Genomic DNA, 26,337 nt, shown 5'->3' with positions numbered 1-26,337 from the left:
CGACGACGGTCGAGTCGATCCGCTGTGCGAGGCGCGCGAGCAGCGCGTCGGCGATAGGCGCGGCCACGAGCACGCGCGACGTGGCCGAGCACATCTGCCCGGCATTGAACAGGCCGCCGCCCGCGATCAGCTCGACCGCGAGATCGGGATCGGCGTCGGCGAACACGATGATCGACGATTTGCCGCCCAGTTCGAGGCCGACGCCCTTGATCGTGTCGGCGGCCGTTTTCATCACCTGCGCGCCGACGGCCGTGCTGCCCGTAAACGACACCTTCGCGACGCGCGGATGCGCGCACAGGCGCGCGCCCACGTCGGCGCCGGTGCCGGTCACGACGTTCAGCACGCCGGGCGGCAGGCCGGCATCGGCCGCGATCTCCGTGAGCGCGAGTTCGGGCAGCGGCGTGATCTCCGACGGCTTCAGCACGACCGTGCAGCCCGCCGCGAGCGCGGGCGCGAGCTTCCATGCGGTTGTCACCATCGGGAAATTCCACGGGACGATCAGTGCCGCGACGCCGGCTGGTTCGCGGCGAAGCCATGCGCGATGGTCGTCGCCGGGCAGGTCGAGCGCGGTTTCGCCATCCGTGTCGAGCCGTTCGGCGAGGCCCGCGTAATAGTCGAAGGTCGCGATCACGTCCGCCACGTCGAGCAGGGCTTCCGCGAACGGCTTGCCGTTGTTCAGCGATTGCAGCGTCGCGAGCCGCGTGCGCTGCGCATCGACGCCGCGTGCAATCGCGCGCAGCAAGGCCGCGCGTGCGGCGCCGGTCGTGCGTTTCCAGCCCGGGAACGCGCGGGACGCGGCCTGCACGGCGCGCTCGACGTCGGCTTCGCCGCCTGCGTCGACGTGCGCGATGACGGCTTCCGTCGACGGATCGACGACGGGCAGCGTGGCGCCGCCGGCGCTGCGGCACCATGCGCCGTCGATGTAGAGCCGCGTCGGCAGCGGCGCGTCGAAGCGAGGATCGGCGGCCGTATTCATCGCTGCACCTGGGCGAACCAGTCGGCTTCGACGATCTCGATCACCGTCGGGCGCGTGCGTGACGCCGCGTCGCGCAATGCGCGCGCAAGCGCGTCGGGCGTCGCGACCGCGCACGCTGCGCAGCCGAACCCGCGCGCGAGTGCGAGGAAGTCGGGCGTGTACGGATCGACGCCGACCGGCGTGATGTCGCGCGCCACCATGTATTTGCGGATTTCGCCGTAGCCGTGGTTGTTCCAGACGATTACGATCACCGGCACGCCGGCCTCGACCGCGCTCGCCAGTTCCGGCAGCGTGAACTGCAGGCCGCCGTCGCCGATCAGGCAGACGACAGGACGCTCGCGTGCGGCGAGCTTCGCGCCGATCGCGGCGGGCAGCCCGTAGCCGAGCGTGCCGTAGCCCGTCGACGAGTTGAACCATGTCCGCGGCGCTGGCGCATCGTGCACGAAGTTGCCGACGTAGACCGGGCTCGTCGAGTCGCCCGCGACGATCACGCCCGGCAGCGCCGCGACGATCGTTTCGATCAGCCGCGCCTGCGCGCGCGTCGGCGCGTCGTGGCCGGATGCGATCGCGGCGCGCACGGCCGCCACGCGCGCGGCGCCCCAGGCGGCCTGCGGCGCCGACGCGGGCCGTTCGTGCAGGCGTGTCGACAGTGCGCCGAGCGCGCGCTGCGCATCGCCGGCGATCGCCAGATCCGCGCGGCGATTGCGCATCAGCTGCTGCGCGTCGATGTCGATGCGGATCAGCTGGCCGTCGATCGCGAAGCCGCCGTCGAATGTGACGTCGTAATCCGTTTCGCCGAGTTCGGTGCCGACCGCGAGCACGACGTCGGCGTCACGCACCATCGCTCGCGTCTCGGGCAGCGACTGTGTGGAACCAATCAGCAACGGATGACCGGCGGGCAGCAGCCCCTTCGCGTTGATCGTCAGCGCGACCGGTGCATGCAGGCGCTCGGCGAGTTCGCGCAGTTCGGCCGCCGCGTGCACGGCACCGCCGCCGGCGAGGATCAGCGGCCGGCGCGCGCCCGCAAGCAGATCGGCGGCCGCGGCGAGCGCGGCTGCGTCGGGTGCGGGCTTCGCGGGCAGCGCGGCTGGCGCCGCGAGCGGATCGTGAACCGGGGCGACGATCACATCGAGCGGAATCTCGATATGCACGGGCCGTGGACGCGCGCCTTCGAATACCGCGAATGCGCGCGCGAGCACCTGCGGCAGGTCGTCCGCGTCGAGCAGCGTGTGCGAGAACGCGGTGAGGCCCGCGAACACGTCGCGCTGCGACGGCAGTTCGTGCAGACGGCCGTCGCCGCTGCCGAGTTCGCGCCGCGCGTTGACGCTCGAGATCACGAGCATCGGAATCGAATCCGCGTATGCCTGTGCCATCGCGGTCGCGATGTTGGTCATCCCGGGCCCCGTGATGATGAAGCAGACGCCGGGCTTGCCCGTGACGCGCGCGTAGCCGTCCGCCATGAAGCCGGCGCCCTGCTCGTGGCGTGGCGTGACGTGCCGGATCGGCGACGCGGCGAGACCGCGATAGAGTTCGACGGTGTGCACGCCGGGAATGCCGAACACGTATTCGACGCCGTATCGCCCGAGCAGGGCGACGAGCGCTTCGCCACACGTGCGGGCGGGGGCGGGATGCGGGGTGTTCGCGGCCGGGCTGGGGCCGGCCGCGCAAAGGAGAGGTGCCGGATGGTTCATCGATCGTGACGTGCCTGTTGGGAGTGAAGGTCGCCCTGCGGCGTCGGCGCGCCCGAGATGGCGCAGGCGCTGGGTATGCGCCGATTGTCGTCGTCGATCGCGGCTGCCAACAATCGATAAGTTCTCATGGCGCGCATGAGTTGCGCGCATGGCGGGTGAGGCGGGTCGGTGGCGGCGCGGTCCGCCGTGCGCGGTTATCCCTTGACGCACACCACCTGTCGCAGCGTGTGCACCACCTCGACGAGACTGCGCTGCGCCGCCATCACCGCGTCGATGTCCTTGTATGCCATCGGGATCTCGTCGATCACGCCCGCATCCTTCCGGCATTCGACGCCCGCGGTCGCCTTCACCTGATCCGCGACCGTATAGCGCCGCTTTGCCTCGCTGCGGCTCATCGCCCGTCCGGCGCCGTGGCTGCATGAGCAGAAACTTTCCGGATTGCCGAGCCCGCGCACGATGAAACTCTTCGCCCCCATCGATCCCGGAATGATCCCGAGTTGTCCCTTCTGCGCCGACACCGCGCCCTTGCGGGTCACGAATACGTCTTCGCCGAAGTGCCGTTCCTTCTGCACGTAGTTGTGGTGGCAGTTCACCGCGTGCTCGTCGATTCCGAACGGCTTGCCGATCGCGTCGTGTGCCGCGCGGATCACGGCGTCCATCATGATCTGGCGGTTGCGCCTCGCGTAGTCCTGCGCCCAGCCGACCGCGTGCACGTAATCGTCGAAGTGGCGGCTGCCTTCGCTGAAATACGCGAGGTTGCGGTCCGGCAGGTTGGCGAGGTGCCGCCGCATGTCGGCCTGCGCGAGCTCGATGAAGAGGTTGCCGATCGCATTGCCGACGCCGCGCGAGCCGCTGTGCAGCATGAACCACACGGCATCGTTCTCGTCGATGCACACTTCGATGAAATGATTGCCGGTGCCGAGCGTGCCGAGATGCACGTGGTGGTTCGTTTTCTCGAGCGCCGGATACTTGTCGGCGATCCGCCGGAATTCCGGCAGCAGCGCCTGCCACATCGCGTCGACGGCTGGCGGCGTGCGGTGGCCCCACGCGCCCGGATCGCGCCGGCCCGGCGAACGGCCGTGCGGCACCGCGCATTCGATCGCGCTGCGCAGCCCCGCGAGCGAATCCGGCAGATCGGCCGCGGTCAACGTCGTGCGTGCGGCCATCATCCCGCAGCCGATATCGACGCCGACTGCCGCCGGAATGATCGCGCCCTTCGTCGGAATGACGCTGCCGATCGTCGAACCCTTGCCGAGGTGCGCGTCCGGCATCACGGCCACATGCCTGAAGATGAACGGCATGCGCGCCGTATTGCGCAACTGCTCGCGCGCCTCGGGCTCGAGCGCGACGCCGTTCGTCCACATCTTCACCGGCTTGCCGTTCGCCAGTTCCATCAGTTGATAATCCAGTCCGCTTTCACTCATTGCCGTACCTGCTTGCGTTTGGCGTTGTGCCGCCGCGTTCGTTGTGTGGCGGATTGCCGATGGGCCGCTCGGCATCCGGCCGGCGCCCGCGAATGCCGGGTGACGGCCGGTTCGCCTACCGCTTCTGCGACTGGCCGAGCTCGGCTGCGAGAAAGTCGACGAAGGCGCGAATTCGAGCGGACATCTGACGACGCTGCGCATAGACCGCGTAGATGTCCGCGCCGCGCGTCACGTAGTCCTGCGGCACGACGACGAGACGACCGTCCGCGAGATAGTCGCTGATGTCCGATGCGGCGCGCATCGGGATGCCGTGTCCGTCCAGCGCCCATTTGACGGCGATCTCGCCGTCGTTCGGGTCAGTTTGACGTCGATGCGCACGGCTTCCGTCTTGCGCGACCGAGCGTCGTCCTGCCGCTGTTGATCGGGCCGTTCAGGGGTATGACGACGAGGGAAGGCATGAGCCGGGCCGGAAATCGGACGACTGTCAGCTTGCCACGATTGCGGCCGCGTTGCAGCGCCGTTTGCGCGTGACGCGATGGCGGGAGTAAAGCAGGAGGAGCGGAGGAACGGAGGAGAAAGCGGCAGGCAGGGCATGCCACGACGCACGCCCTGCCTGCCCGGCCGGACCGCGTATCGGCTACGCGGCCCGGCATCGGACGAAGCGGCTTACTGCTCGCCGTCGCCCTTGATCTGCGGCAGCGCCGACGATTCGCCCGGCGTCAGCAGGCCGACTTGCGTGTAGACGCGCAGCTTGTCGCGCGTATCGGTGATGTCGAGGTTGCGCATCGTCAGCTGACCGATACGATCGCGCGGCGAGAACGTCGACACGACCTTCTCCATCGACAGACGCTCCGGCTGGTACGTCAGGTTCGGCGACGTCGTGCTCAGGATCGAGTAGTCGTTGCCGCGGCGCAGTTCGATCTTCACTTCGCCGGTGATCGCGCGTGCGACCCAGCGTTGCGCCGTTTCGCGCAGCATGATCGCCTGCGGGTCGAACCAGCGGCCCTGATACAGCAGGCGGCCGAGACGGCGGCCGTTCTCGCGGTACTGCTCGATCGTGTCTTCGTTGTGGATGCCGGTGACGAGACGCTCGTACGCGATGTACAGCAGCGCGAGGCCCGGGGCTTCGTAGATGCCGCGGCTCTTCGCCTCGATGATGCGGTTCTCGATCTGGTCGCTCATGCCGAGGCCGTGGCGGCCGCCGATGCGGTTCGCCTCGAGCAGCAGCTCGACCTGATCCTTGAACTCGACGCCGTTCAGCGCGACCGGCTGGCCTTGCTCGAAGCGGATCGTCACTTCTTCCTTGTCGATCTTCACGTCGTCGCGCCAGAACGCGACGCCCATGATCGGGTTCACGATCTTGATGCCGCTTTCGAGGCTTTCGAGATCCTTCGCTTCGTGCGTGGCGCCGAGCAGGTTCGAATCGGTCGAGTAGGCCTTCTCGGCCGACATCTTGTACGCGAAGCCCGCCTGGCGCATGAATTCCGACATTTCCGCACGGCCGCCGAGCTCATCGATGAACGTCTGGTCGAGCCACGGCTTGTAGATCTTCAGATCGGGGTTCACGAGCAGGCCGTAGCGGTAGAAGCGCTCGATGTCGTTGCCCTTGTACGTGCTGCCGTCGCCCCAGATGTTGACGCCGTCTTCCTTCATCGCGGCGACGAGCATCGTGCCCGTCACGGCGCGGCCGATCGGCGTCGTGTTGAAGTACGTGACGCCGGCCGTCGTGATGTGGAACGCGCCGCTTTGCAGCGCGGCGATGCCTTCGGCGACGAGCTGCGCGCGGCAGTCGATCAGGCGGGCGCCGGCTGCGCCGTATTCGAGCGCGCGCTTCGGAATCGAATCGTAGTCGTCCTCGTCGGGCTGGCCGAGGTTCGCCGTGTATGCATACGGGACGGCGCCCTTGAGTTTCATCCAGTGCAGCGCCGCGCTGGTGTCGAGGCCGCCGGAGAATGCGATGCCAACCTTCTGGCCGGCCGGGAGGCTTTCAAGAATCGTGCTCATACGAATTACCGTTGGATTGAAGTCCGGGGAGGTCGATTTCGGGGAATATGCGAGTATCGGCTGTCCGGGAAGATGGGGCAAGGCCTGATTGCGGCCGGCGGCGGCCCGCCGGCGCGATTTGACGCACCCTCGCGGCCGAGTCGGACGAATGTTGTCCAAGGGCCGGATCGGAAAGGCGGACGATTCATGAATCGCGGCGCATCATGCGCCGCATGATTGCACCAGAACGGTGCGGCGATCCGTTCGTACCGGTGTCGGATCAGATGTTCCACGCCCGCGCGGTATCGAGCAGCCGCTCGCGCAACTGATCGGTTTCCGCGGCCAGCTTCGCTGAAATCGACACGTAGCCGGACAACTGCGGCGGTGCGTCGGGCGGCGCTTCCTGGCGGCGCTTGCTGCCCGGGCCGAGACGGCTCGGCGTGCCGAACTTGAGCGCGCGGCTCGCGGCGACGAGCCGGTCGCGCAGGCGCCGGTTTTCCCCTCGCATCGCGTGACGCACGAACTCGCGGCCGGCAGCGTCGTCGCGGGCCGGCCGCACGCTCGCCAGAATCTCCAGATAGCTGATGCACAGTCGCAGGCCGCGCTGGATCGCCTCGAGCTGTTGCATCGAGATCCCGCATTCCTTCGACACGGAAGGCATCAGCGAGCGCAGCTGCACGAGCAGCGCGCTCAGCGCGGCCATCTCCTTCAGGTGCGCCTCGTCGCTGATGTCGCGGCTGCCCGCGATGCGCGCCTGCACGACCGCGCAGGCGCGCAGCGCATCCGCCAGCTTGTAGCGCCACGAATAGGTCGCGTAGAGCGGCAGCGCGAACGAGAACGCCAGTGCGATCGCGATGCCGATCAGCACGTTCACCGCCCGCCACAGACCGTCGACGATCTCGTTGTCGCCATGTCCCGCGACGATCACCATCGTGATCGCCGACAGCAGCGCGATATAGCCGGCCTTGCCGATCGCGTAGTACGCGCACACGCCGCACGCGACCGCCATCGCGGCATAGATGACGAGCGGCGCGTGCACGGCCGAATGCAGCAGGATCATCAGCAGGCCGGCGGCGGCGCCGATCGATGTCCCGAGCGCGCGCTCGGCGGCCTTCTTGCGGATGTTGCCGTGGTGTTGCAGGCCGCCGACGACGATCAGCACGGTGATCGTCGACCATTCGCTGTGCGGCATGCGCAGCGCGGTCGACAGGCCGATCGACGCGAGCACCGCGAGCGCCACGCGCGCGGCGTGGATCAGCTTGGCATGCCGGTATCGGCGATATGGGTCGAGCAGCGGGCGGAGCGCGCTCCGGATCAGGGTCGGCAGCCGGGAATGAAGCGATGCGGTCATGGCGGGAAACGGTTGGCGAGTCGGGCGCGCCGGCGGCGCGGACGCCGCCGTATCGCGGCTTCGATCAGACGTCACGCTAGCCGAACGCGCACGGGCTGTCCACGGTGCGGCGACGCGGCGTTGCCGGGCCGGGCACGGCCGCCCGGATCACGCCTCCGTGCGGGCCAGCGATGCCTCGCATACGCGGTTGCGGCCGCCGGATTTCGCCAGGTAGAGCGCTTCGTCGGCCAGCTTCACGAGCGTCTCGGCGCTCATTCCGCGGGCGCCGCTGCTGGTCGCCGTACCGATGCTCACGGTCACGCGACCGTACGGGCTCTCCACGTGTTCGATGTCGAGCGCGGCGACCGCGCGCCGGATCGCTTCCGCGACGGTCGCCGCGCCGCGCGCGTCGGTGTCGGGCAGCGTGACGACGAACTCCTCGCCGCCGTAGCGCGCGACGTGGTCGCCCTGGCGGCGCAGGCAAGCCGACACGCCTTGCGCGACCTGGCGCAGCACGTCGTCGCCCGCCTGATGGCCGTAGTAGTCGTTGAACGCCTTGAAGTGGTCGACGTCGACGAACAGCACCGACAGCGGCCGCCCGCTGCGCGCCGCGCGCTGCGTTTCATTCGAGATGACCGCGTCGAAGGTGCCGCGGTTGTCGAGCCCGGTCAGCGAATCGGTATGCGCGAGGCGGTACAGCATCGATTCCGCGATCTGCCGCCGTTTCAGTTCGCGCGACAGCAGCAGCGAGCCGATCATGGTGAATGCGCTGAAGAGCCCCAACAGCGCGAGCAGCCATATCGCGCGATGGCGCCACGGCGCATAGATGTCCTCTTCGGCCGGCGCGACATCGACGATCAGCGGCAGGTTGGCGAGATGCCTGTATACAAAGATGCGCCGGATGCCGTCGATCGCGGCCAGGCCGGTGAGCACGCCTTCGCGATGCGCTTGCGCTCTGATGAACAGGGGCGCCTTGTGCAGGTCGAGGCCGACGAGGGTCGGGTCGTACGGCAGACGGCAGACGAGCGAACCGTTTTCTTCGATGATCGCGGCGGTGCCGTGCTTGCCGACCGCGATGCCGTCGAGCAGCGCGCGGAAATAGTCGATGCTCAGGGTGCCGACGACGATGCCGCCGAACGAGCCGTCCGGGCGCGTGATCCGGCGGCTGAGCGCGATCGTCAACGCGCCGTTGCGCAGGCGCGATGCGTACGGCTTGCTGATATAGAGACCGCGGACCAGGCGGTCGCGGTGCACGGTGAAATAGTCGCGGTCGGTGAAATTGCCTTGCCGTGCGGGCGTCGCACCGGAATCGATCACGATATCGCCGCGCGCGTCCATCACGAAGATCGAGCCGAGATAGCTGCCGGTCGCGGCGCGGTCGAACAGGACCTGATTGCGAAGATGCGGGGACAGCGACATGACTTCCGGATCGCCGACGCCGTCCACCACGCTCTGCAGCGACAAGTCGTAGAGCTCGATGTTCCGGGCGATGTCGCGCTCGATGAGCAGCATCAGGTTCCGGGCATTTTCGATCGCGTGGTCATAGGCGTCCCGCCGCAACTCGATCAGCACCGATGCGCACAGGGTCCAGCTGAATACCAGCAGAACGAGGCCCGCGACGATGACGCCGCGCGGCGACAGGATCCGGGCGACGGTTGACAGGATGTAGCGGCGAAACGTTTGCGGCAGCGGAAAATGCATCGTCCTTCAGGTGGTGGAGCGGCGGAAGATGCGCGAATTCGACCGTTCCGCACGGCAGTCATTTCAGGGCGGCCCGTATTATCTCGCGAATCATTACAAACCGACTACATGGGCCATGTCTGCGGCAATTTAAAATGAATCCGGCATTGTTACAAATGATTACACTTCGGTGCGTCAGACATTTGATTTAAATCAAGGCGGGCGCTGCGCATCATTTTCGTCAGACAATTGACGCGCCGGCAATGCATGATCCCGGCCGCCGCACCGGGACGCTTCACGATCCAACTCGTTGATTCTGCGAAGCGTGCGCGTCGTGGCCGGGCATCGCGCGGCCCCTCCCGCCTGGACGAATCGGGTAGAATCCGCGCTTCGCCGCAGGCACCGGGCACGGTGCCGTACCGGATGCCTTTCCGGGGCGCATCGCACCCCGAATCCGCACGGACGCCGGCTTTGCATGCCGCCGGTCCGCTCAACGTTCGTCTCGTTTTATGTCCGCACTTCCGAATCCCGACCAATCTGGTTCGTCCGCGAACCCACCCACGCTTCAACGCGCGCTGAAGGCGCGCCATCTGACGATGATCGCGATCGGCGGCTCGATCGGCACCGGCCTGTTCGTCGCGTCCGGCGCGTCGATCTCGCAGGCCGGCCCCGGTGGCGCGATGCTCGCCTACGTGCTGATCGGCCTGATGGTGTATTTCCTGATGACGAGCCTGGGCGAGATGGCGGCGTTCATGCCGGTGTCGGGCTCGTTCGCGACCTACGGCGCGAAATATGTCGACGAGGGGTTCGGCTTCGCGCTCGGCTGGAACTACTGGTACAACTGGGCGGTGACGATCGCGGTCGAACTGGTCGCCGCGCAGCTCGTGATGCACTACTGGTTCCCCGATGTGCCGGGTGTCTGGTGGAGCGCGGCGTTCCTCGCGGTGATGTTCCTGCTCAACGTGCTGACCGTGCGCGGCTTCGGCGAGGCCGAATACTGGTTCGCGCTGATCAAGGTCGTCACCGTGATCGCGTTCATCGGCGTCGGCCTGCTGATGATCTTCGGGATTCTGAAGGGCGGCCCGAGCGCCGGCTGGAGCAATTTCACGATCGGCGACGCGCCGTTCGCGGGCGGCCTGCCGGCGATGATGGGCGTCGCGATGATCGCGGGCTTCTCGTTCCAGGGCACGGAACTGATCGGCGTGGCGGCGGGCGAGTCGGAGAATCCGCGCACGACGATTCCGCGCGCGGTGCGTCAGGTGTTCTGGCGCATCCTGCTGTTCTACGTGCTGGCGATCTTCGTGATCGGCATGCTGATCCCCTATACCGATCCGAACCTGCTGAAAAGCAATGTGACCGACATCGGCGTGAGTCCGTTTACGCTCGTGTTCCGTCATGCCGGCCTCGCATTCGCGGCGGGCGTGATGAATGCGGTGATCCTGACCGCCGTGCTGTCGGCGGGCAACTCGGGCATGTACGCGTCGACGCGCATGCTCTACAACCTGGCGGTCGAGGGCCGCGCGCCGCGGCTGTTCGCGAAGCTGTCGCCGGGCGGCGTGCCGCGCAATGCGCTGTATGCGACGACCGCGGTCGGCGCGCTGTGTTTCCTGACGTCGCTGTATGGCGACAAGACGGTGTATCTGTGGCTGCTGAACACGTCGGGGATGACGGGCTTCATCGCCTGGCTCGGCATCGCGGTCAGCCATTACCGTTTCCGCAAGGGTTACGTGAAGCAGGGCTACGCGGTCGACCAGCTGCCGTATGCGTCGACGTGGTTTCCGTACGGGCCGATCTTCGCGTTCGCGCTGTGTCTCGTGATCGCGCTCGGTCAGGACTATCAGGCGTTCGTCGCCGACAGGATCGACTGGGCGGGTGTCGTCGCGACGTACATCGGCATTCCGCTGTTCCTCGCGGTGTGGCTGGGTTACCGGCTGATGCACCGGAGCCGGCTGGTGGGCTACGAGGACATGGAGATCGCGCCGTGGGTGGCCGAGAACCGGGCAGCGCAGCGAAGCATGCAGCCGCAGGCGGCGCCGGAGACGGTGGCTTGACCGCGGCGGTATTGCGCCGCGCATGAGCGATGACACGGGAAGCCGCGATGCTTCCCGTTTTTTTTGCCCGCATTGATCTGCGTGGGGTCAAAGCCGGTTATATTTCCCGACCTTTCCGGGCTGCCGTCGATCGGCGCCGACTGTGCTCGACAGATCGGCCAGCAATGCGCTGATCGCGCATCGATCGGCCGACACCCGGCGTTTCAATCGCCCGCCGGAACCGGCACGGTTCGTCGGGCGCAACCGAGAGGAATTCATGAGCGCATCACCTGCCGAGCGGACGGCCGACGCTGTTTCCATCGCGCGAATCGAAGCCGCGATCAATGCGTGGCGCGAAGTGTACCCGCCGGCGCCGGACGGCGCGGACGGCTACCGGCTCGATCCGGCGAGCAACTGTCTCGCCGAAGTCTATGGCGCGATGATTTGCTTCCGCTGGGCGAGCGTGCCGGTCGGGACGCTGAACGACGATCAGCGTGACGCGCTGTTCGCGGCCGAGGTGTAACGCACGTCGTCTGGCCGGCAGCACGGATGGCGGCGGCGTCACGCCGCGTGCGCACCGCGCGACGCCTGCCCGGCAGCACGGCGTGGCAGCACCACAGCATCGCGCCCTCGCGTGCGGCGGGCGAGGGCGTGTCGCTCGTGCCGCACAGCGTGTACGGCCTGAAACGCGACAACATCAGCTACAAGCCGCTCGACGATCCGAACCTCGTATCGCCGATCATCATGAGCATGCGGGTGCCCGACGAGTCGAAAGACGTCCGCGCGATGCAGACACTGATCTACCGGCTCGACACCGAGGCGAACATGCCGTGCCGTACCTGCCGGCCCGGCAGACATGAGCGGCGAAGCGCCGGCTTGACGCGGCGCACATCACCCGGCCAACATGGCCTGAATACGGCGCGCCCAGCGATCCGCCGGCCGCTTTTTCGCGAACGACGAACCGACATGACAGAGACGATTCCCGAGGAGACATGGGTCGAGACGCCGCAAGGGCGTCTTTTTGCGAAACGCTGGCGTTGCCGGGCGGCGGCCGGTTCCGCCGCGAGCCCGGTCGTGCTGCTGCACGATTCGCTCGGCTGCGTTGAACTCTGGCGCGACTTCCCCGCGCAGCTTGCGCGGGCGACGCAGCGCGACGTGATCGCCTACGACCGGCTCGGTTTCGGCAGGTCCGACCGCCATCCGGCTCAGCTGGACGGCACGTTCGTGTCCGACGAGGCGGATCACGCGTTCCGTGCGTTGCGCGAACAGCTCGGCATCGACGCGTTCATTGCGTTCGGCCACAGTGTCGGCGGCGGCATGGCGGTCGGCTGCGCTGCCCGATTCCCGGCGCACTGTCGCGCGCTCGTGACCGTGGCGGCGCAGACATTCTTCGAGGATCGCACGATCGCGGGCATCCGCGATGCGGCGCGCCAGTTCGCCGCGCCGGGGCAGCTCGACCGGCTGGCGCGCTATCACGGCGACAAGGCGGAGTGGGTGCTGAATGCGTGGGTCGATACGTGGCTTGCGCCGGCATTTCGCGATTGGAGTCTCGCCGATGTGCTGCCGGATGTGCGCTGCCCGACGCTCGCGATCCACGGCGAACAGGACGAATACGGATCGGTGCGGCATCCGGATCGCATCGCGACGTTGTCAGGCGGCCCGTCGGCGGTCGAGATCCTGAAGGGATGCGGACATGTGCCGCATCGCGAGCAGCCGCGGGCCGTGCTCGATGCGGTGGCCGCGTTTCTGCGCCGGCATGGGCTGTAGCCGCTGATTGCCGGCCGTCGTCCGCATGGCCGACCGGCGTGGCCGAAGCCGGGCCCGTGCGTGTGCCCGGCGCGCTGACGCCGCGCTGCCTACGTCAGAAATGCCCGGTGAAACGATAGCGGCTGCCCGGATGCCAGAGATTGACGATCGACGCGACGACGCCTTGCGACCACGTGTGCCGGTGCAGCATCAGGCACGGCTCGCGTTCGTCCATCGCCAGCAGGCGGCGTATCTCCGCATCGGGCATCGTGGCCTCGATCCGGTATTCGACGCGCTGTAGCGGTGCGACGCGCATCAGGTAATGGTTCGGCGTCGTCGCGGTGAAATCCTGCAATGCGTATTCGGGCGCGACGGCCGGATTGACCCAGCGCTCCTCGAACTGAACCGGCGTGTCGTTTTCGAAGTGCAGCACGCGCGAATGGAAGATCGGGCTGCCGGGGCCGAGCTGCATCTCGTCGGCGAGCTTCGCGTCGGCGACCGTCGCGCCGACCTGCAGCACCTGCGCGCGATGCGCGTGGCCGCGCGCGGCGACTTCGTCCGAGATGCTGCGGATCGAGACAAGCGTCGATTCGTACTTCGGCGTCGCGACGAACGTCCCCGAACCGCGCGTGCGCGTCAGCACCTGTTCGGCCGTCAACTCGCGCAGCGCGCGATTGACCGTCATGCGCGCGACGTTGAATTCGCGTGCGAGTTCGTTCTCCGACGGCACCTGATCGCCTTCCGCCCATTCGCCGGCGTGTATGCGCGCCAGGATGAAATCCTTGATTTCCTGATAGATCGGTGTGGTCATTGCATCGCTGTGTCTGTGGCGGCGGCCGCCCGCTGTCGAAACGCCGTGCATCCTGCCGCGATGCCGGCGTGCGGGCCGGTGCGGAGTGTACCGGTTTCCCTGACGCGCCGGCCCGAATACCGGTGAATGATCGCCGTTTATGCGGCGCGCGTCCATGCGGGGGCGTGCGCAGGTGGCGGCGCATGCATCGCTGGCGACGAATGGGCGCAGCCTGCGGATACGCCGTGCGAAGGACGCGTGCACACTCGTCATCCGCCAAAAAGTATAGACAAGATGATTGGGGCCGGTTTCGTGTCATCGCGAATGCGGACAACGTGATTTCAACGCAGGATGACGGTCAGTGAATTGAAATGAAAGGCCATTCTGGCCGTGCAAGCAATCCGCCGACAATTAGATAGAAATACGGATTGCTGGCAAAGGCGCGCAAACGGCAAAGTTGTATGTACAACTCGGGCGGCCATTCGGAGGGTGCGCAGGTTGAGCGGGCGCCGCGCGCCTTTCTGGAGACGCTGACATGTTCTTTCATGGATTTGGCCCGCTGTTGTGGGCCGGCACGGTCGAGACCGTGAAGCTCGCGGTGCTGTCGCTCGCCGCCTCGCTCCTGCTGGGGCTCGCCGGGGCGGCTGCGAAACTGTCGCCGAACCGTGCGCTTGCCGCGGCCGGCAAGTTCTACACGACGCTGATCCGCGCCGTGCCCGATCTCGTGCTGATGCTGCTGCTTTTCTACGGGATACAGATCCTGCTCAACAACGTCACCGATGCGCTGGGATGGGAGCAGATCGACATCGATCCGTTCGTCGCCGGTGTCGTGACGCTCGGCTTCATCTACGGCGCCTATTTCACCGAGACGTTCCGGGGCGCGTTCCTGTCGGTGCCGCGCGGTCAGCTCGAAGCCGGTTATGCGTACGGGATGAGCGGCTGGCGCGTGTTCCGCCGCATCCTGTTCCCGCAGATGGTGCGCTTCGCTCTGCCGGGCATCGGCAACAACTGGCAGGTGCTCGTGAAGGCGACCGCGCTCGTGTCGATCATCGGTTTGGCGGATGTCGTCAAGGCGTCGCAGGATGCCGGCAAGAGCACGCTGAATTTCTTTTTCTTCACGCTGGCGGCGGGCGCGATCTATCTCGCGATCACGACCGTGTCCAACGTCGTGCTGCACCATCTCGAGAAGCGTTACTCGGTCGGCGTCCGGAGGCTTGCACTGTGATCGAAATCATCAGCCAGTACTGGCAGAACTATCTGTACACCGACGGCTACCGGCTGAGCGGGCTCGCGATCACGCTGTGGCTGCTCGTCGCGTCGATCGCACTGGGATTCTGTCTCGCGGTGCCGCTCGCAATTGCGCGCGCGTCGAGCAACCGCTGGGTGTCGGGGCCGGTCTGGTTCTATACGTACGTGTTCCGCGGCACGCCGCTCTATGTGCAACTGCTGATGTGCTACACGGGCATCTACAGCCTGCAGGTCGTGCACGATCACGCGATGCTCGATGCGTTTTTCCGCGACGCGATGAACTGCACGCTGCTCGCGTTCACGCTGAACGAGTGCGCGTACGCGACCGAGATCTTCGCCGGCGCGATCAGATCGACGGCCGCCGGCGAGATCGAGGCTGGGCAGGCGTACGGAATGTCGCGCTTCACGCTCTATACGCGGATCATCCTGCCGTCCGCGCTGCGCCGTTCGCTGCCGAGCTACAGCAACGAAGTGATCCTGATGCTGCACGCGACGACGCTCGCATTCACGGCGACCGTGCCGGACATCCTGAAGGTCACGCGCGACGTCAATTCGGCCACTTACATGTCGTTCCAGGCGTACGGCCTTGCGGCATTGCTGTATGCGGCGATCGTCTTTGCACTCATCTGGGCATTCCGGAAGCTGGAGACGCGCTGGCTCGCGTTCCTTGCGCCGCGCGGCCATTAACGAATCGGGAAGGAAACACGCATGTACAAGCTCATCGTTGAGGATCTGCACAAGAAGTTCGGCGACAACGAGGTGCTCAAGGGCGTCTCGATGAAGGCGAAGGCCGGCGACGTGATCAGCATCATCGGTTCGAGCGGCTCGGGCAAGAGCACGTTTCTCCGCTGCATCAATTTTCTCGAGCAGCCCTGCTCGGGGCAGATCACGGTCGGCAACGAAGCCGTCCGGACGGCACGCGACAAGCACGGCGCGCTGCGCGTCCTGGATCCGAAGCAGTTGCAGCGCATACGGACCCGGCTGGCGATGGTGTTCCAGCACTTCAACCTGTGGACGCACATGACGGTGATGGAAAACGTCATCGAGGCGCCGATGGCCGTGCTCGGCATCGGCAGGGAAGTGGCGCAGGCTCGCGCGCGGAAGTATCTGGAGAAAGTGGGGCTGCCGGCGCGGGTCGAGACCATGTATCCGTCGCACCTGTCGGGCGGCCAGCAGCAGCGCGTCGCGATCGCGCGGGCGCTCGCGATGGAGCCGGACGTGATGCTGTTCGACGAGCCGACGTCGGCGCTCGATCCGGAACTGGTCGGCGAAGTACTGAAAGTGATGCAGCAGCTGGCCGAGGAGGGACGGACGATGGTGGTCGTCACGCACGAAATGGGGTTTGCGCGCAACGTGTCGAACCATGTGATCTTCCTGCATCAGGGAAAGATCGAGGAACAGGGGCATCCGCAGGACATTCTCGTCAATCCGAAGAGCGAGCGGCTGGGCCAGTTCCTGTCCGGGCGATTGAAGTAATCCGGCGCCCGGCGCATCTGCCGGCTCAGTACACGTCGGCCTGGCGGGACGCTTCGGCGTCGAGCAACGCATGCAGCGTCACATATCGTGCGCCTGCCGCGCCACCGGCGTAGGTTGCCGTGATGTCGTACGGCTCGTTGTCGTGAATCGTGGCGCGCACGATCGGATAGATCTGCGTTTCCCAGCGGTTGCCGTTGAACACGCCGTAGTGTCCCGCACCCGTTTGCACATGATGCGTCTTCAGGTAAGCCGGCAAGCCGGAGCACAGCTCCTGCGCGGCGACCGTTTGCCCGACTGCGCAGATATCGTCCTTCTCCCCTTCGATCGTCAGGAGCGCGGTGCGATGGATCGCCGCCGGCTCCACGAGCCGACCGCCGACCGTCAGCTCGCCACGCGCCAGCGCATATTGCTGGAACACTTTCTCGACCGTCTCCAGATAGAACTCGGCGGTCAGATCCGCCGTCGCGAAGTACTCGTCGTAGAAGTGCCGGAGCATGTCGGCCTTGGCCGGATCGCCGTTCGCGCGTTCGAAATACATGTCGGAAAACGACGACGCGTGACGATCCGGATTCATCGACATGAACGCGCCGACCTGTACGAACCCCGGATACACGCAGCGCTGCGCACCGGGGAAGCCGGCCGGCACGACGCTGATCAGGTTGCGTGCGAACCAGTCGAGCGAATGGCTCGTCGCGAGCACGTTGACGTTGGTCGGATTGACCCGGCAATCGATCGGGCCGGCCATCAGCGTCAGGCTTGCGGGCTGCGCCGGGTCGCCGTCGGCCGCCATCAGCGCGACCGCCGCGAGCGCGGCCACCGTCGGCTGACAAATTGCCAACACGTGCGTATCCGGGCCGATATGACGAATGAAATCGATCACGTGCGCGACGTACTCGTCGAAACCGAAGCGTCCGGCCGACAGGGGAATATCGCGCGGGTTGTGCCAGTCGGTGATGTACACGTCGTGCTCGGCGAGCATCGTGCGTACCGTGCCGCGCAGCAGTGTCGCGAAATGCCCGGACATCGGTGCGACGATCAGCACGCGCGGCTGTCGCGCAACCGGCGCCGTCTTGCGGAAGTGCAGCAGCGCGCCGAACGGCGTGCCGGTTGCGATTTCCTCGACGATCGGCACGAGGGCGCCGTCGATGGCGATCGCATCGATGCCGAACGGCGGGCGTCGATGCGAGAACGCGCTGCATTCGAGCAGTTCGCACCACGCATCGAGCGCGCGGCCAGGCGCAATGGCTGTCGATGGCGGCCAGAACGACATGGCCGCGCGCATGAATGCGGCCCAGGCACGCGCGGGCCGCGTGCACTCGGCAAACCATTGATAGAGGGGATACGCCAGCATGTTCATCGGAATCGCGCCTCGAGCTCCTGCGCTCCGAACGAGGCAATACGTGTGCCAGTGTACGGCTGGCACATACGTTGCACGCTATCGGGATGTACGCTGACACGTGCCGTGTTGCGCGCCGGCGTGTGCGCGATGCCGTTCCGGCGCGATGCGTGGTCGCGATCCGGTACGCAATCCGTCAGATGAGCAGGGTCGGGCGGCCCGGATGCACGTGCGTGGTGCGCCGTGCACGTTGCGACGATCGCTTCCGGTGCATGCGTACGACCGGAATCCGGAGGAGAAAGGCGATGAAATCCCCTGAGGAAACGACGCTGACCATCAGCAGCCGAAACTACTCGTCGTGGTCGATGCGCGGGTGGCTGCTCGCGAAGCTGAGCGGCATCCGGTTCGAGACCGTGAAGGTGCCGATCGACGCGGCGTCGCGCGCGGAGTTGCTGCTGCTGTCGCCGTCGATTCTCGTGCCTTGCCTGACGCACGAGGGCATCAAGGTATGGGACACGCTCGCGATCGCCGAGTATCTGAACGAAATGTGCCCGGACGCGCAGCTGCTGCCGGCCGCGCGTCACGCGCGCGCGCACTGCCGTTCGATCTGCGGCGAGATGCACTCGGGCTTCAGCGCACTGCGCTCCGCATTGCCGATGAACCTGCGCGGATACTTCCCCGATTTTCGCATCTGGTCGCGCGCGCAACACGACATCGAACGTGTCGTGACGATCTGGCGCGAATGCCTGGCGCAGTATGGCGGGCCCTGGCTGTTCGGCGAGATCAGCATCGCGGACGCGATGTATGCACCCGTCGTCACGCGTTTCCTGACATACGACGTGAAGCTGGAACCCGACATCGCCGAGTACTGCATGCGGGTGCTTGCGCATCCGTTCGTCGCGGAGTGGATCGAGGCGGCGAAGGACGAGAAGGAAGATATCGACGAACTCGACATGGAGTTCTGAGCGGCGCATTGCATGCGACGCCGCCGATGCGCGCTGAATCGCGGCGTCATGACGCCGTAATCCAATGCGCACTGCCTGCCCCGACACGCAAACGTTTGGCATCGAATTCCGCGCCGATGCGTGCTGCGATCCGTTAAAGAACCCGGTTTCCCCTGTCGTAAACGGGGGCACGGGGAACGGCTGCCCCACGTATCGCGCGTGAGGCGCAGTCGATAAAACAGTCAGCGCAGCAGGGGAACATCTTGAATCGTCAACAGTCGTGGACGCGCACGGCGTCGCCCGGCGAAGTCATCTATTCCGAAGGATTCGGGGGTGAACAGGTTGTCTATCTGATCGCGGATGGCAGGATCGAACTCTCCACGCGTTGCGAAGAGAAGAAGGTCATCGTCGCCACGCTCAGCCGCGGGGATTTCTTCGGCGAGAGCGCATTGCTCGCTTCCGAGCCGCGCGGCCATACCGCGAAAGCCCTCACGTTCTGCCAGCTGACCGTCGTGCCGGCGAGCGTGCTGGACGAGGAAATCGGGCGCGTCTCGGCGCTGCTGCGCCATATCGTGCGCACGATGATCCGTCGCGTGAAGCGCAAGGACGATCAGCTCGCCACCTACACGCACGCCGATTTCCTGCCCGGCATTCTGTCCTATGCGCACGTGCTCGCGCTGATGGCGGGGGCGGAGCGGCGCGAGAGCGGCGACGGCTGGGGCCGCCGCGCGATGCAGACGCATGCGGACGAGGTCTCGGTGCCGCTCGTCGAGGTCATCCGGCGGTGCCGCGCGATCGCCGGTCATTCGCGCCCGCACGTGATGGCGATGCTCAAGCGGATGGAGAAGCTCAACCTCGTCACGATCGAAGCCGCGCAGCCGGAGCAGCTGAGCAGCCTGAGCGCCGACCATGCGGCACACGAAGGTCCGGCCGCGCGTCAGGTCGTCACGTTCGATCCCGCACGCATTGCCGATCGCGCGCAGCAGGTGGCCGATCACGATCTCGACATCTCGATCAACAGCGAACTCGAGCTGATCGAACTGGGCGACCTCGAAGCGCTGATCGGCGTCGACAAGGCGTTGCTGCTGAACAAGCTGTCCCACGGCGAGATTGCGGAAGACGTGTTCGCGTTCCGGAAATCGAAGGTGCTCAACTACGTCGAGCAGAAGGGCGTCGCGTATTTCTCGCGGCGAAATGTGCGCCGGGGCGCCGAACTGAATGCGCTGGACGATCTCGCCTTCGTCGACCAGAGAACCTTGTTCGACGCCGTCAGCGCCTTCGATACCTACGATCTCGCGAAGCTGCTCGCAAGCGTCGGCGATCAGTCCGTGGCGGATCGCCTGCTTTCGGTGATGACCGAGGTGAGGCGCAACGAGGTGTCGTGGGTGATGCGCCGCGATATCCGGATCGATCCCGTCGAAGTCGATGAGATCGAGCAGCGTTTGCTGGATGCCGTGCGCGCGCTCAAGGCGCCGCCGGTGCCGCCTGCGCCGCTTTCCGATGCGGCGCTGTGAAGCGGGACGTGACTGCGGTCGAGGGGTGACGATGACGGCTGCCGCGCGTGCGCAGCCGTTCGGGGAGAGATATGGATTTGTTGACGCTATTCGGTGTGGTGTTCGGCGGCGCGGCGATCGTGTTCGGCTTTTCGCTGGAAGGCGGCCATTTCACGACGCTGTTCCAGCTCGAGGCCTTCATCATCGTATGGGGCGGCACGCTCGGCGCGGTGATGATCCAGAACACGTGGGCGCGATTCTTCGACGCGGTGAAGCAACTGCGACTCGCGTTTGCGAAGGCACGACAGGTCGACCGGGAGAGCCTGTCGGTCCTGCTTGAATGGGGCGATCGGGCCAAGCTGAATGGATTGCTGGCGTTCGAGTCGATGGACGTCAGCGGGATTCATCCGTTTGCAAGACGCGGGCTCGAATTGCTGGCGAACGGCGTATCGACCGCGGTGCTCGAGGATGCGCTGCAACGCGAGCTGGATGCGTACGAGCGCAGCCATATGGCGGCGGCGCGCGTGTGGCAGCAGGCAGGCGGATATGCGCCGACGTTCGGCATTCTCGGGTCGGTGATGGGATTGATCCAGGTGACGAACCATATTCTCGAACCCGCGCAGCTCGGGCCGGGCATTGCCGTCGCGTTTGTCGCGACGCTGTACGGGCTGGCGCTGGCGAACCTCGTGTTCCTGCCGTTGTACGGGAAGCTGAAGGCGCAGGTGGAGAGCGAGTTGCGGTTTCGCAAGCTGTATCTCGACGGGCTGCTTGCCATCTCGCGGAAGGAGTCGCCGCAAACGATCGAGACGCGGCTGACCGGCGACGTGCGCGGACGCGCAGCCGAATCGCTGGCTTGAATCGCGCCGGACGGCGCAACACACAATCGAAACGGGAGCATCCCGGATGCAATCGGCTACAGATGGCAAACGTTTGACGTCCGCGTCGACGGATCAGGACGACGATGGCGGAGAAGGCGCGCAATCGGGACGCTGGCTGATTTCGTACGCGGACCTCGTCACGACGCTGATGGTGCTGTTTCTGGCGCTGTATGTGATGCAGCTCGCGAAGTACAACACGCTCGATGCGAGGTATCGGACACTCGAGCAGCAAGGCGGCAGCACCGCGATGGCGAGCAGCCGGCAGCAGCATGCCGGCAAGGAACTGTCGTCGCTGCTGGACACGTTGCGGCAACAAGGACAGATCACCGTCGTGAACGCGGCGCACGGCGTCGAGATCGGCATCAACGCGAAGATCTTGTTCAACGTCGGCGATGCGCGGCTGCTGCCCGATGCGTCCGGCGTATTGAGCCGGATCGCTCAGGCGCTGAAGACGCATCCGGCCAGCCATATCCTGGTCGAAGGGCATACGGACAGCACGCCGATTTCAAATGCGAAATACGAATCCAACTGGGAGCTTTCATCTGCCCGGGCCGGCGCAGTCGTTCGGTCTCTCGTGGACGAGGGTGTCGAACCGCATCGGCTGGCCGCGATCGGGCGTGCGGATAATCTGCCGCTGGCGATCGCGGACGATGCGGCGGCAAGGGCGGCAAACCGGCGCGTGACGATCGTCGTGCAGTATTGAGCGGAGGGATGCCGGCAGTCTGCGGGACAGGGATGTGTGTCCGCATGTCGCCGGCCGCCATCGATAATCGGATAAGGATGCGTCAGCAACTTCTTTTGTATCCGATTAATAATTAATGGGCGAAATCGAATAAAAAATAAATCGAAACCGACTTGCAATCCGACGGGTTGCTGCCTACGGTTAACGAACAAATAAACCATCACCACTCAATCTTTCTTGGGCTTGTCGCGTGTCGTTGTCGCCCGGAGACGATCCGGCGGTGCAGCGGCAATGCATGCGAACTTTCGGCACGCTTGTTGATGTGCCGCTGCCGCACGCTGGCGTGTGGCGGACACAGCCCCCTCTCGCGGTGTCTCGGCCCGACGGCGATTCGTCAGGGCTGCGGTGCGCGCCGCATTCGTTCAATGGACATTCCCGGGGATGGCGCTGTCGCGCCAGGAACGGATGCGCGCGGGCTGTTTCGACCGAGAGACATGGCTCCCGTTGCGATCCATTTTGAACACATTTCGAAATGGGGGAATCCATGAACTGCCACCTCGCTATCGCAAGGCATTTCGCTGTCGCGCTGCTGCTTGGCGCGTCGCTTGCCGTTCCTGGTCCGGCGATGGCGGCCGACTGGCCGCCGGTTCTCAATCCGAATCCGGCGGTGCAGCCGCCCAAATGGGACTGGCAGCTCACGACGCCGATCGTGATCAACCCCGACACCACCATTCGGATCTATGAAATCGACATGTTCGACAACGAACATCGCAGCGCCGTGCAGGCGCTGCACGGCAAGGGATACAGGGTGATCTGCTACGTCGACGTGGGGTCCTGGGAGAATTGGCGCGACGACGCGTCGACGTTCCCGGCCAGCATTCTCGGCACGGCGTATTCGGGCTACCCCGACGAGCGCTGGCTGGATATTCGCGACGTCAATCCTGCCAAATCGCAAACCGGCACGGCGCTCGCGCACATCCTCGATGCGCGTTTCGATCGTGCAAGGAACATGGGATGCGATGCGATCGAGCCTGACAATGACGACGGCTACGATCCGACGGCACACGAGTCGACCGGCTTTCCGCTCAGTTATGACGATCAGATCTATTTCAACCTGTGGGTGGCGGGTGAAGCGCATGCCCGAGGCATGCTCATTGCGCTCAAGAACGACTTCAACCAGGCGCATGACAGCAAGATCTACAACGCGTTCGACTTTGTCGTCAGCGAGCAGTGCTTTGAATACAACGAATGCGGAAGCTTTTCGAATTTTCTCGGGTTGAACAAACCGGTGTTCGAAGCCGAATACAGCCTGGCAACCAGTACGTTCTGTCCAAAGGCCAAGGCAAGCCGGATCAGCGCGATCAAGAAGCGGGCATCGCTCAATTCAAGCCGGCAGGATTGCAGCGCGTACTACTGAGTCAGGTCGATCGCATTGCTCGCGGCTGCCCGAAACGTGCTGGGCGTCTGTCCCGCCCAGCGGCGAAATGCGCGCGTGAAATTCGCCGGGTCCGTGAACTGCAGCCGCTCCGCGATCGTCTTCAGATCGAGATCCGACGCCGCCAGCCATTGACGCGCATCGCGGTACCGCGCCTCGTCCAGCAATTGCCGGTAACTGGCGCCGCCGTCCTCCAGCCGCCGCCTGAGCGTCCGCGTCGACACGAGCAGCGTCCGGGCCAGTTCGTCCGGGCCCGGATATCCGCCGGCTGCGCGTGCCAGTTCCGCACGCACGCGCTCGACGAGATCGCCTTCTTCCTGCCTGACCTCCGCGTACTCGCGCTCGACCTGCACCAGCGCCTGCCGATGCGCGACCTCGTCGGCGAGCGGCAGCGGCCAGTCGAGCACGTCGCGTGCGATCCACAGCGCATTGGCCGCGCAGTCGAAGCGCACCGGCGGCATCCGTTCCCGATATCGCGCGAAATACGGGGGCGCCGGCCACGCGAATCGCAGTTCGATGGCGGGCGACGCGCGCCCGGACAGTTGCGCGATGCTCTGTGCGAGGCCCGTCAGCACGAATTCGAACATCACGTGATGCTGAAGAACCGGGCTGGCCTGCACGCCATGCAGTTCAAGCGTCGCGCCTTCCGGGTTGTCCGCATAGGTGAGCCGGTATTGACGGTTCCGCATCCGGAAATACCGGATGGTGACCTGCAGCGATTCGCGGATGTCCCGCGCGGTCAGCGTCGCGTAGCCGAGAAACCCGTGCACCGTCGTCTTGAGACGAAGGCCGAACTCGAGCCCGACGCCCGGATCGCCGCCGATTTCGATCGCGTTGAGTATCAAACGTCCCCATTGAGATGGCGCGACGCGCGCATCCGGTTCGGCCAGCACGTCGTCGCGCAGCCCGGTGCCGGCCCGCACCGCGGCGAGATCCACGCCGCGTTCGGCGAGCACTTGCAGCAGCAGGCGCGGATACGCAACCGGAATTGTCGGTCGACGTAGCCCGAGGCGATCCTTGCGAGGCGGGAAGGTCATATGGAATTGGCCGGAAATGACAAGCATTTTGGCTGCTTGCCCCCTCACGTTCAAGGCGGTGCGAACCCTACGATGACGCTCATCGCTTTCCCCCGGGATCATCATGACGCCGCCGTTTCCACACCTGCTCGCCCCGCTCGATTTGGGCTTCACGACGCTGAAGAACCGCGTGCTGATGGGCTCGATGCACACGGGCCTCGAGGACAGCCGCAAGACGCTGCCGCGGCTCGCGGACTACTTCGCGGAGCGTGCGCGCGGCGGCGTCGGCCTGATGGTCACGGGCGGATTCGCGCCGAACGTGGCCGGCTGGACCAAGCCGTTTGGCGGCACGCTGGCGACCTCGTCAGCCGCGCGCCGGCATCGCGTGATCACCGACGCCGTGCATGCCGAAGGCGGCAAGATCGCATTGCAGATCCTGCATACCGGCCGCTACGGTTATCACCCGTTCGCGGTCGCGCCGTCGAAAATCAAGTCGCCGATCTCGCCGTTTACGCCGCACGAGCTGAGCGCGCGCGGCATCGAGCGGCAGATCGGTGCATTCGTCCGTTGTGCGAAGCTCGCGCGTGAAGGCGGATACGACGGCGTCGAGATCATGGGCTCCGAGGGCTACCTGATCAACCAGTTCATTTCGCTGCATACGAACAAGCGCACCGATGCCTGGGGCGGTTCCTACGAAAACCGTATCCGATTGCCGATCGAGATCGTGCAGCGCACGCGCGAGGCGGTCGGCCGCGACTTCATCCTGATCTACCGGCTGTCGATGCTCGACCTGATTCCGGACGGCAGCGACTGGAACGAAGTCGTGCAACTCGCGAAGGCCGTCGAGCGCGCGGGCGCGACGATCATCAACACCGGGATCGGCTGGCACGAAGCACGCGTGCCGACGATCGCGACGTCGGTGCCGCGCGGCGCGTTCGCGTGGGTGACGAAGAAGATGAAAGGCGAAGTCGGCATTCCGCTCGTGACGACCAACCGGATCAACCGGCCGGAAGTCGCCGAGCGGATTCTCGCGGACGGCTGCGCGGACATGGTGTCGATGGCGCGTCCGCTGCTCGCCGATGCCGAGTTCGTCAACAAGGCCGCGCAGGGCCGCGCGGACGAGATCAACACCTGCATCGGCTGCAATCAGGCCTGTCTCGATCATGCGTTCAGGAATCGGATCGCATCGTGCCTGCTGAATCCGCGCGCATGTCACGAAACGGAGCTGAGGTACGAGCCGGCGCGGCTGGCAAAGCGGATCGCGGTGGTCGGCGCCGGGCCGGCCGGGCTGGCGTGTTCGACCGTGCTGGCGCAGCGCGGCCATCGCGTCGACCTGTTCGATGCAGCGCCGGAGATCGGCGGCCAGTTCAACATGGCGAAGCGGATTCCGGGCAAGGAGGAGTTTCATGAGGCGTTGCGCTACTTCGGCCGTCAGCTCGAACTGGCGGGCGTAAGCCTGCATCTGAATCGACGCGTCGAGGCGAACGAACTGATCGCGGCCGGCTACGACGAGATCGTGCTCGCGACCGGCGTGACGCCGCGCGATCCGAAGATTCCCGGACAGGATGGCGCGAACGTACTGAGCTATATCGACGTGCTGACCGGCAAGCGGCAGGTCGGCAAGCGCGTCGCGGTCATCGGCGCGGGCGGGATCGGCTTCGACGTCGCCGAGTTTCTCGTGCAGGACGGCACGTCGCCGGCGTTCGATCTCGACGGGTGGAAGGCGGAATGGGGGGTGACCGATCCGGCCGTCACGCGCGGCGGCGTGACGCGTGCGCAGGCGACGCCGCCTGCGCGCGAAGTGACGCTGCTGCAGCGCAAGGCCGCGCCGCTTGGCAAGGGCCTCGGCAAGACGACTGGCTGGATACATCGCGCGACGCTGAAGATGAAGCAGGTGAAGATGATCGGCGGCGTGAACTACGAGCGTATCGACGCGCAGGGTCTGCACGTGTCGCACGGCGAGCAGCGCACCGATCCGGAGGTGATCGAGGCCGATACGATCGTGCTCTGCGCCGGGCAGGAGCCGCAGCGCGCGCTATACGGGCCGTTGAAGGCGGCCGGGCAGTCGGTGCACCTGATCGGCGGCGCGGAACTCGCCGCCGAGCTTGATGCGAAGCGCGCGATCGATCAGGGCGCGCGGCTGGCGGCGCGGCTTTGAGCGTGCCGGCGCATGCCGCGC

General features: G+C 65.9%; 21 protein-coding genes and 1 pseudogene. 12 read left to right on the top strand and 10 right to left on the bottom strand.

Annotated elements, in window-relative coordinates; all coding sequences use genetic code 11:
* The 7 genes and pseudogenes from KH616_RS03340 to KH616_RS03310 form a co-directional block, all read right to left on the bottom strand.
* Positions 1 to 976, bottom strand: a 976-nt coding sequence (locus KH616_RS03340; protein WP_292236416.1) for an aldehyde dehydrogenase family protein, incomplete at its 3' end; no start/stop codon positions are given.
* Positions 973 to 2,667, bottom strand: a complete 1,695-nt coding sequence (locus KH616_RS03335; protein ID WP_292236414.1) for a 5-guanidino-2-oxopentanoate decarboxylase — start codon at positions 2,665 to 2,667, stop codon at positions 973 to 975. The genes KH616_RS03335 and KH616_RS03340, both read right to left, overlap by 4 nt.
* A gap of 194 nt (positions 2,668 to 2,861) precedes the next feature.
* Complete coding sequence (locus KH616_RS03330) at positions 2,862 to 4,091, bottom strand: RtcB family protein (RefSeq protein WP_292236411.1); 1,230 nt, start codon at positions 4,089 to 4,091, stop codon at positions 2,862 to 2,864.
* A 115-nt stretch (positions 4,092 to 4,206) separates the two neighbouring features.
* A pseudogene (locus KH616_RS03325) lies at positions 4,207 to 4,487 on the bottom strand (LysR substrate-binding domain-containing protein); the annotation flags it as partial.
* A 270-nt stretch (positions 4,488 to 4,757) separates the two neighbouring features.
* Positions 4,758 to 6,095, bottom strand: coding sequence for an argininosuccinate synthase (gene argG / locus KH616_RS03320; RefSeq protein WP_292236409.1), 1,338 nt, complete (start codon positions 6,093 to 6,095; stop codon positions 4,758 to 4,760).
* Positions 6,096 to 6,354: 259 nt separating this feature from the next.
* Positions 6,355 to 7,425: an FUSC family protein gene (locus KH616_RS03315; protein WP_292236406.1), complete on the bottom strand. Its 1,071-nt coding sequence runs from the start codon at positions 7,423 to 7,425 to the stop codon at positions 6,355 to 6,357.
* Positions 7,426 to 7,572: 147 nt separating this feature from the next.
* Positions 7,573 to 9,105, bottom strand: coding sequence for a sensor domain-containing diguanylate cyclase (locus tag KH616_RS03310; RefSeq protein WP_292236403.1), 1,533 nt, complete (start codon positions 9,103 to 9,105; stop codon positions 7,573 to 7,575).
* Between the two features lie 488 nt (positions 9,106 to 9,593).
* On the opposite strand from KH616_RS03310, the gene KH616_RS03305 reads away from it, so the two are divergent.
* The 3 genes from KH616_RS03305 (at position 9,594) to KH616_RS03295 (ending at position 12,881) form a co-directional block, all read left to right on the top strand.
* Positions 9,594 to 11,135 (top strand): amino acid permease, encoded by a 1,542-nt coding sequence (locus tag KH616_RS03305; protein ID WP_292236401.1) that lies wholly within the window; start codon positions 9,594 to 9,596, stop codon positions 11,133 to 11,135.
* 256 nt (positions 11,136 to 11,391) lie between these two features.
* The gene (locus tag KH616_RS03300) at positions 11,392 to 11,637 is read left to right on the top strand and encodes a DUF3717 domain-containing protein (RefSeq protein WP_292236400.1); all 246 of its coding nucleotides are present in this window, start codon (positions 11,392 to 11,394) and stop codon (positions 11,635 to 11,637) included.
* 443 nt (positions 11,638 to 12,080) lie between these two features.
* The gene (locus KH616_RS03295) at positions 12,081 to 12,881 is read left to right on the top strand and encodes an alpha/beta hydrolase (protein ID WP_292236418.1); all 801 of its coding nucleotides are present in this window, start codon (positions 12,081 to 12,083) and stop codon (positions 12,879 to 12,881) included.
* A gap of 94 nt (positions 12,882 to 12,975) precedes the next feature.
* Here the strand turns inward: KH616_RS03295 and hutC are convergent, their stop codons facing one another.
* Positions 12,976 to 13,671, bottom strand: coding sequence for a histidine utilization repressor (gene hutC, locus KH616_RS03290; protein ID WP_292236399.1), 696 nt, complete (start codon positions 13,669 to 13,671; stop codon positions 12,976 to 12,978).
* 514 nt (positions 13,672 to 14,185) lie between these two features.
* Between hutC and KH616_RS03285 the strand changes: the two genes are divergently transcribed.
* From KH616_RS03285 to KH616_RS03275, 3 genes are read left to right on the top strand one after another with little or no spacing between them, the layout of a single operon-like run.
* Positions 14,186 to 14,875, top strand: a complete 690-nt coding sequence (locus KH616_RS03285; RefSeq protein ID WP_292236398.1) for an ABC transporter permease — start codon at positions 14,186 to 14,188, stop codon at positions 14,873 to 14,875.
* The gene (locus KH616_RS03280; protein ID WP_292236395.1) at positions 14,872 to 15,585 is read left to right on the top strand and encodes an ABC transporter permease; all 714 of its coding nucleotides are present in this window, start codon (positions 14,872 to 14,874) and stop codon (positions 15,583 to 15,585) included. Before KH616_RS03285 ends, KH616_RS03280 begins: the two co-directional genes overlap by 4 nt.
* Positions 15,586 to 15,606: 21 nt before the next feature.
* Positions 15,607 to 16,374: an ATP-binding cassette domain-containing protein gene (locus KH616_RS03275; RefSeq protein WP_292236393.1), complete on the top strand. Its 768-nt coding sequence runs from the start codon at positions 15,607 to 15,609 to the stop codon at positions 16,372 to 16,374.
* Positions 16,375 to 16,399: 25 nt separating this feature from the next.
* Here the strand turns inward: KH616_RS03275 and phaZ are convergent, their stop codons facing one another.
* Positions 16,400 to 17,731, bottom strand: coding sequence for a polyhydroxyalkanoate depolymerase (gene phaZ, locus KH616_RS03270; protein WP_292236390.1), 1,332 nt, complete (start codon positions 17,729 to 17,731; stop codon positions 16,400 to 16,402).
* A gap of 284 nt (positions 17,732 to 18,015) precedes the next feature.
* Between phaZ and KH616_RS03265 the strand changes: the two genes are divergently transcribed.
* The 5 genes from KH616_RS03265 to KH616_RS03245 all read left to right on the top strand — a co-directional run bounded on the left by KH616_RS03265 (position 18,016) and on the right by KH616_RS03245 (position 23,124).
* Positions 18,016 to 18,675, top strand: coding sequence for a glutathione S-transferase family protein (locus KH616_RS03265; RefSeq protein WP_292236388.1), 660 nt, complete (start codon positions 18,016 to 18,018; stop codon positions 18,673 to 18,675).
* 242 nt (positions 18,676 to 18,917) lie between these two features.
* Positions 18,918 to 20,168, top strand: coding sequence for a cyclic nucleotide-binding domain-containing protein (locus KH616_RS03260; protein WP_292236386.1), 1,251 nt, complete (start codon positions 18,918 to 18,920; stop codon positions 20,166 to 20,168).
* 71 nt (positions 20,169 to 20,239) lie between these two features.
* Positions 20,240 to 21,004, top strand: coding sequence for a flagellar motor protein (locus KH616_RS03255; RefSeq protein ID WP_292236383.1), 765 nt, complete (start codon positions 20,240 to 20,242; stop codon positions 21,002 to 21,004).
* Positions 21,005 to 21,050: 46 nt separating this feature from the next.
* Complete coding sequence (locus tag KH616_RS03250; protein WP_292236381.1) at positions 21,051 to 21,728, top strand: OmpA family protein; 678 nt, start codon at positions 21,051 to 21,053, stop codon at positions 21,726 to 21,728.
* Between the two features lie 523 nt (positions 21,729 to 22,251).
* Positions 22,252 to 23,124 (top strand): endo alpha-1,4 polygalactosaminidase, encoded by an 873-nt coding sequence (locus tag KH616_RS03245; protein ID WP_292236379.1) that lies wholly within the window; start codon positions 22,252 to 22,254, stop codon positions 23,122 to 23,124.
* Here KH616_RS03245 and KH616_RS03240 read toward each other — a convergent pair.
* Complete coding sequence (locus tag KH616_RS03240) at positions 23,118 to 24,206, bottom strand: AraC family transcriptional regulator (protein WP_292236376.1); 1,089 nt, start codon at positions 24,204 to 24,206, stop codon at positions 23,118 to 23,120. The genes KH616_RS03245 and KH616_RS03240 overlap by 7 nt on opposite strands.
* Before the next feature lie 76 nt (positions 24,207 to 24,282).
* Here KH616_RS03240 and KH616_RS03235 point away from each other — a divergent pair, with 76 nt between their 5' ends.
* Complete coding sequence (locus tag KH616_RS03235) at positions 24,283 to 26,316, top strand: NADPH-dependent 2,4-dienoyl-CoA reductase (protein WP_292236374.1); 2,034 nt, start codon at positions 24,283 to 24,285, stop codon at positions 26,314 to 26,316.
* The last annotated feature ends 21 nt before the right edge of the window (positions 26,317 to 26,337 follow it).

Source organism: Burkholderia sp. (assembly GCF_018375725.1).
In the GTDB taxonomy this organism is placed as follows: domain Bacteria; phylum Pseudomonadota; class Gammaproteobacteria; order Burkholderiales; family Burkholderiaceae; genus Burkholderia.
Note: the sequence above shows the minus strand (reverse complement) of the source record. Positions and strands in the feature narration are given on the sequence as shown.

What these genes read in the sequence shown, in the direction of transcription:
- KH616_RS03335 (WP_292236414.1), bottom strand. Translation starts at nt 2,667, where the DNA reads ATGAACCATCCGGCACCTCTCCTTTGCGCGGCCGGCCCCAGCCCGGCC.
- KH616_RS03330 (WP_292236411.1), bottom strand. Translation starts at nt 4,091, where the DNA reads ATGAGTGAAAGCGGACTGGATTATCAACTGATGGAACTGGCGAACGGC.
- argG (WP_292236409.1), bottom strand. Translation starts at nt 6,095, where the DNA reads ATGAGCACGATTCTTGAAAGCCTCCCGGCCGGCCAGAAGGTTGGCATC.
- KH616_RS03315 (WP_292236406.1), bottom strand. Translation starts at nt 7,425, where the DNA reads ATGACCGCATCGCTTCATTCCCGGCTGCCGACCCTGATCCGGAGCGCG.
- KH616_RS03310 (WP_292236403.1), bottom strand. Translation starts at nt 9,105, where the DNA reads ATGCATTTTCCGCTGCCGCAAACGTTTCGCCGCTACATCCTGTCAACC.
- KH616_RS03305 (WP_292236401.1), top strand. Translation starts at nt 9,594, where the DNA reads ATGTCCGCACTTCCGAATCCCGACCAATCTGGTTCGTCCGCGAACCCA.
- KH616_RS03300 (WP_292236400.1), top strand. Translation starts at nt 11,392, where the DNA reads ATGAGCGCATCACCTGCCGAGCGGACGGCCGACGCTGTTTCCATCGCG.
- KH616_RS03295 (WP_292236418.1), top strand. Translation starts at nt 12,081, where the DNA reads ATGACAGAGACGATTCCCGAGGAGACATGGGTCGAGACGCCGCAAGGG.
- hutC (WP_292236399.1), bottom strand. Translation starts at nt 13,671, where the DNA reads ATGACCACACCGATCTATCAGGAAATCAAGGATTTCATCCTGGCGCGC.
- KH616_RS03285 (WP_292236398.1), top strand. Translation starts at nt 14,186, where the DNA reads ATGTTCTTTCATGGATTTGGCCCGCTGTTGTGGGCCGGCACGGTCGAG.
- KH616_RS03275 (WP_292236393.1), top strand. Translation starts at nt 15,607, where the DNA reads ATGTACAAGCTCATCGTTGAGGATCTGCACAAGAAGTTCGGCGACAAC.
- phaZ (WP_292236390.1), bottom strand. Translation starts at nt 17,731, where the DNA reads ATGAACATGCTGGCGTATCCCCTCTATCAATGGTTTGCCGAGTGCACG.
- KH616_RS03265 (WP_292236388.1), top strand. Translation starts at nt 18,016, where the DNA reads ATGAAATCCCCTGAGGAAACGACGCTGACCATCAGCAGCCGAAACTAC.
- KH616_RS03255 (WP_292236383.1), top strand. Translation starts at nt 20,240, where the DNA reads ATGGATTTGTTGACGCTATTCGGTGTGGTGTTCGGCGGCGCGGCGATC.
- KH616_RS03250 (WP_292236381.1), top strand. Translation starts at nt 21,051, where the DNA reads ATGCAATCGGCTACAGATGGCAAACGTTTGACGTCCGCGTCGACGGAT.
- KH616_RS03245 (WP_292236379.1), top strand. Translation starts at nt 22,252, where the DNA reads ATGAACTGCCACCTCGCTATCGCAAGGCATTTCGCTGTCGCGCTGCTG.
- KH616_RS03240 (WP_292236376.1), bottom strand. Translation starts at nt 24,206, where the DNA reads ATGCTTGTCATTTCCGGCCAATTCCATATGACCTTCCCGCCTCGCAAG.
- KH616_RS03235 (WP_292236374.1), top strand. Translation starts at nt 24,283, where the DNA reads ATGACGCCGCCGTTTCCACACCTGCTCGCCCCGCTCGATTTGGGCTTC.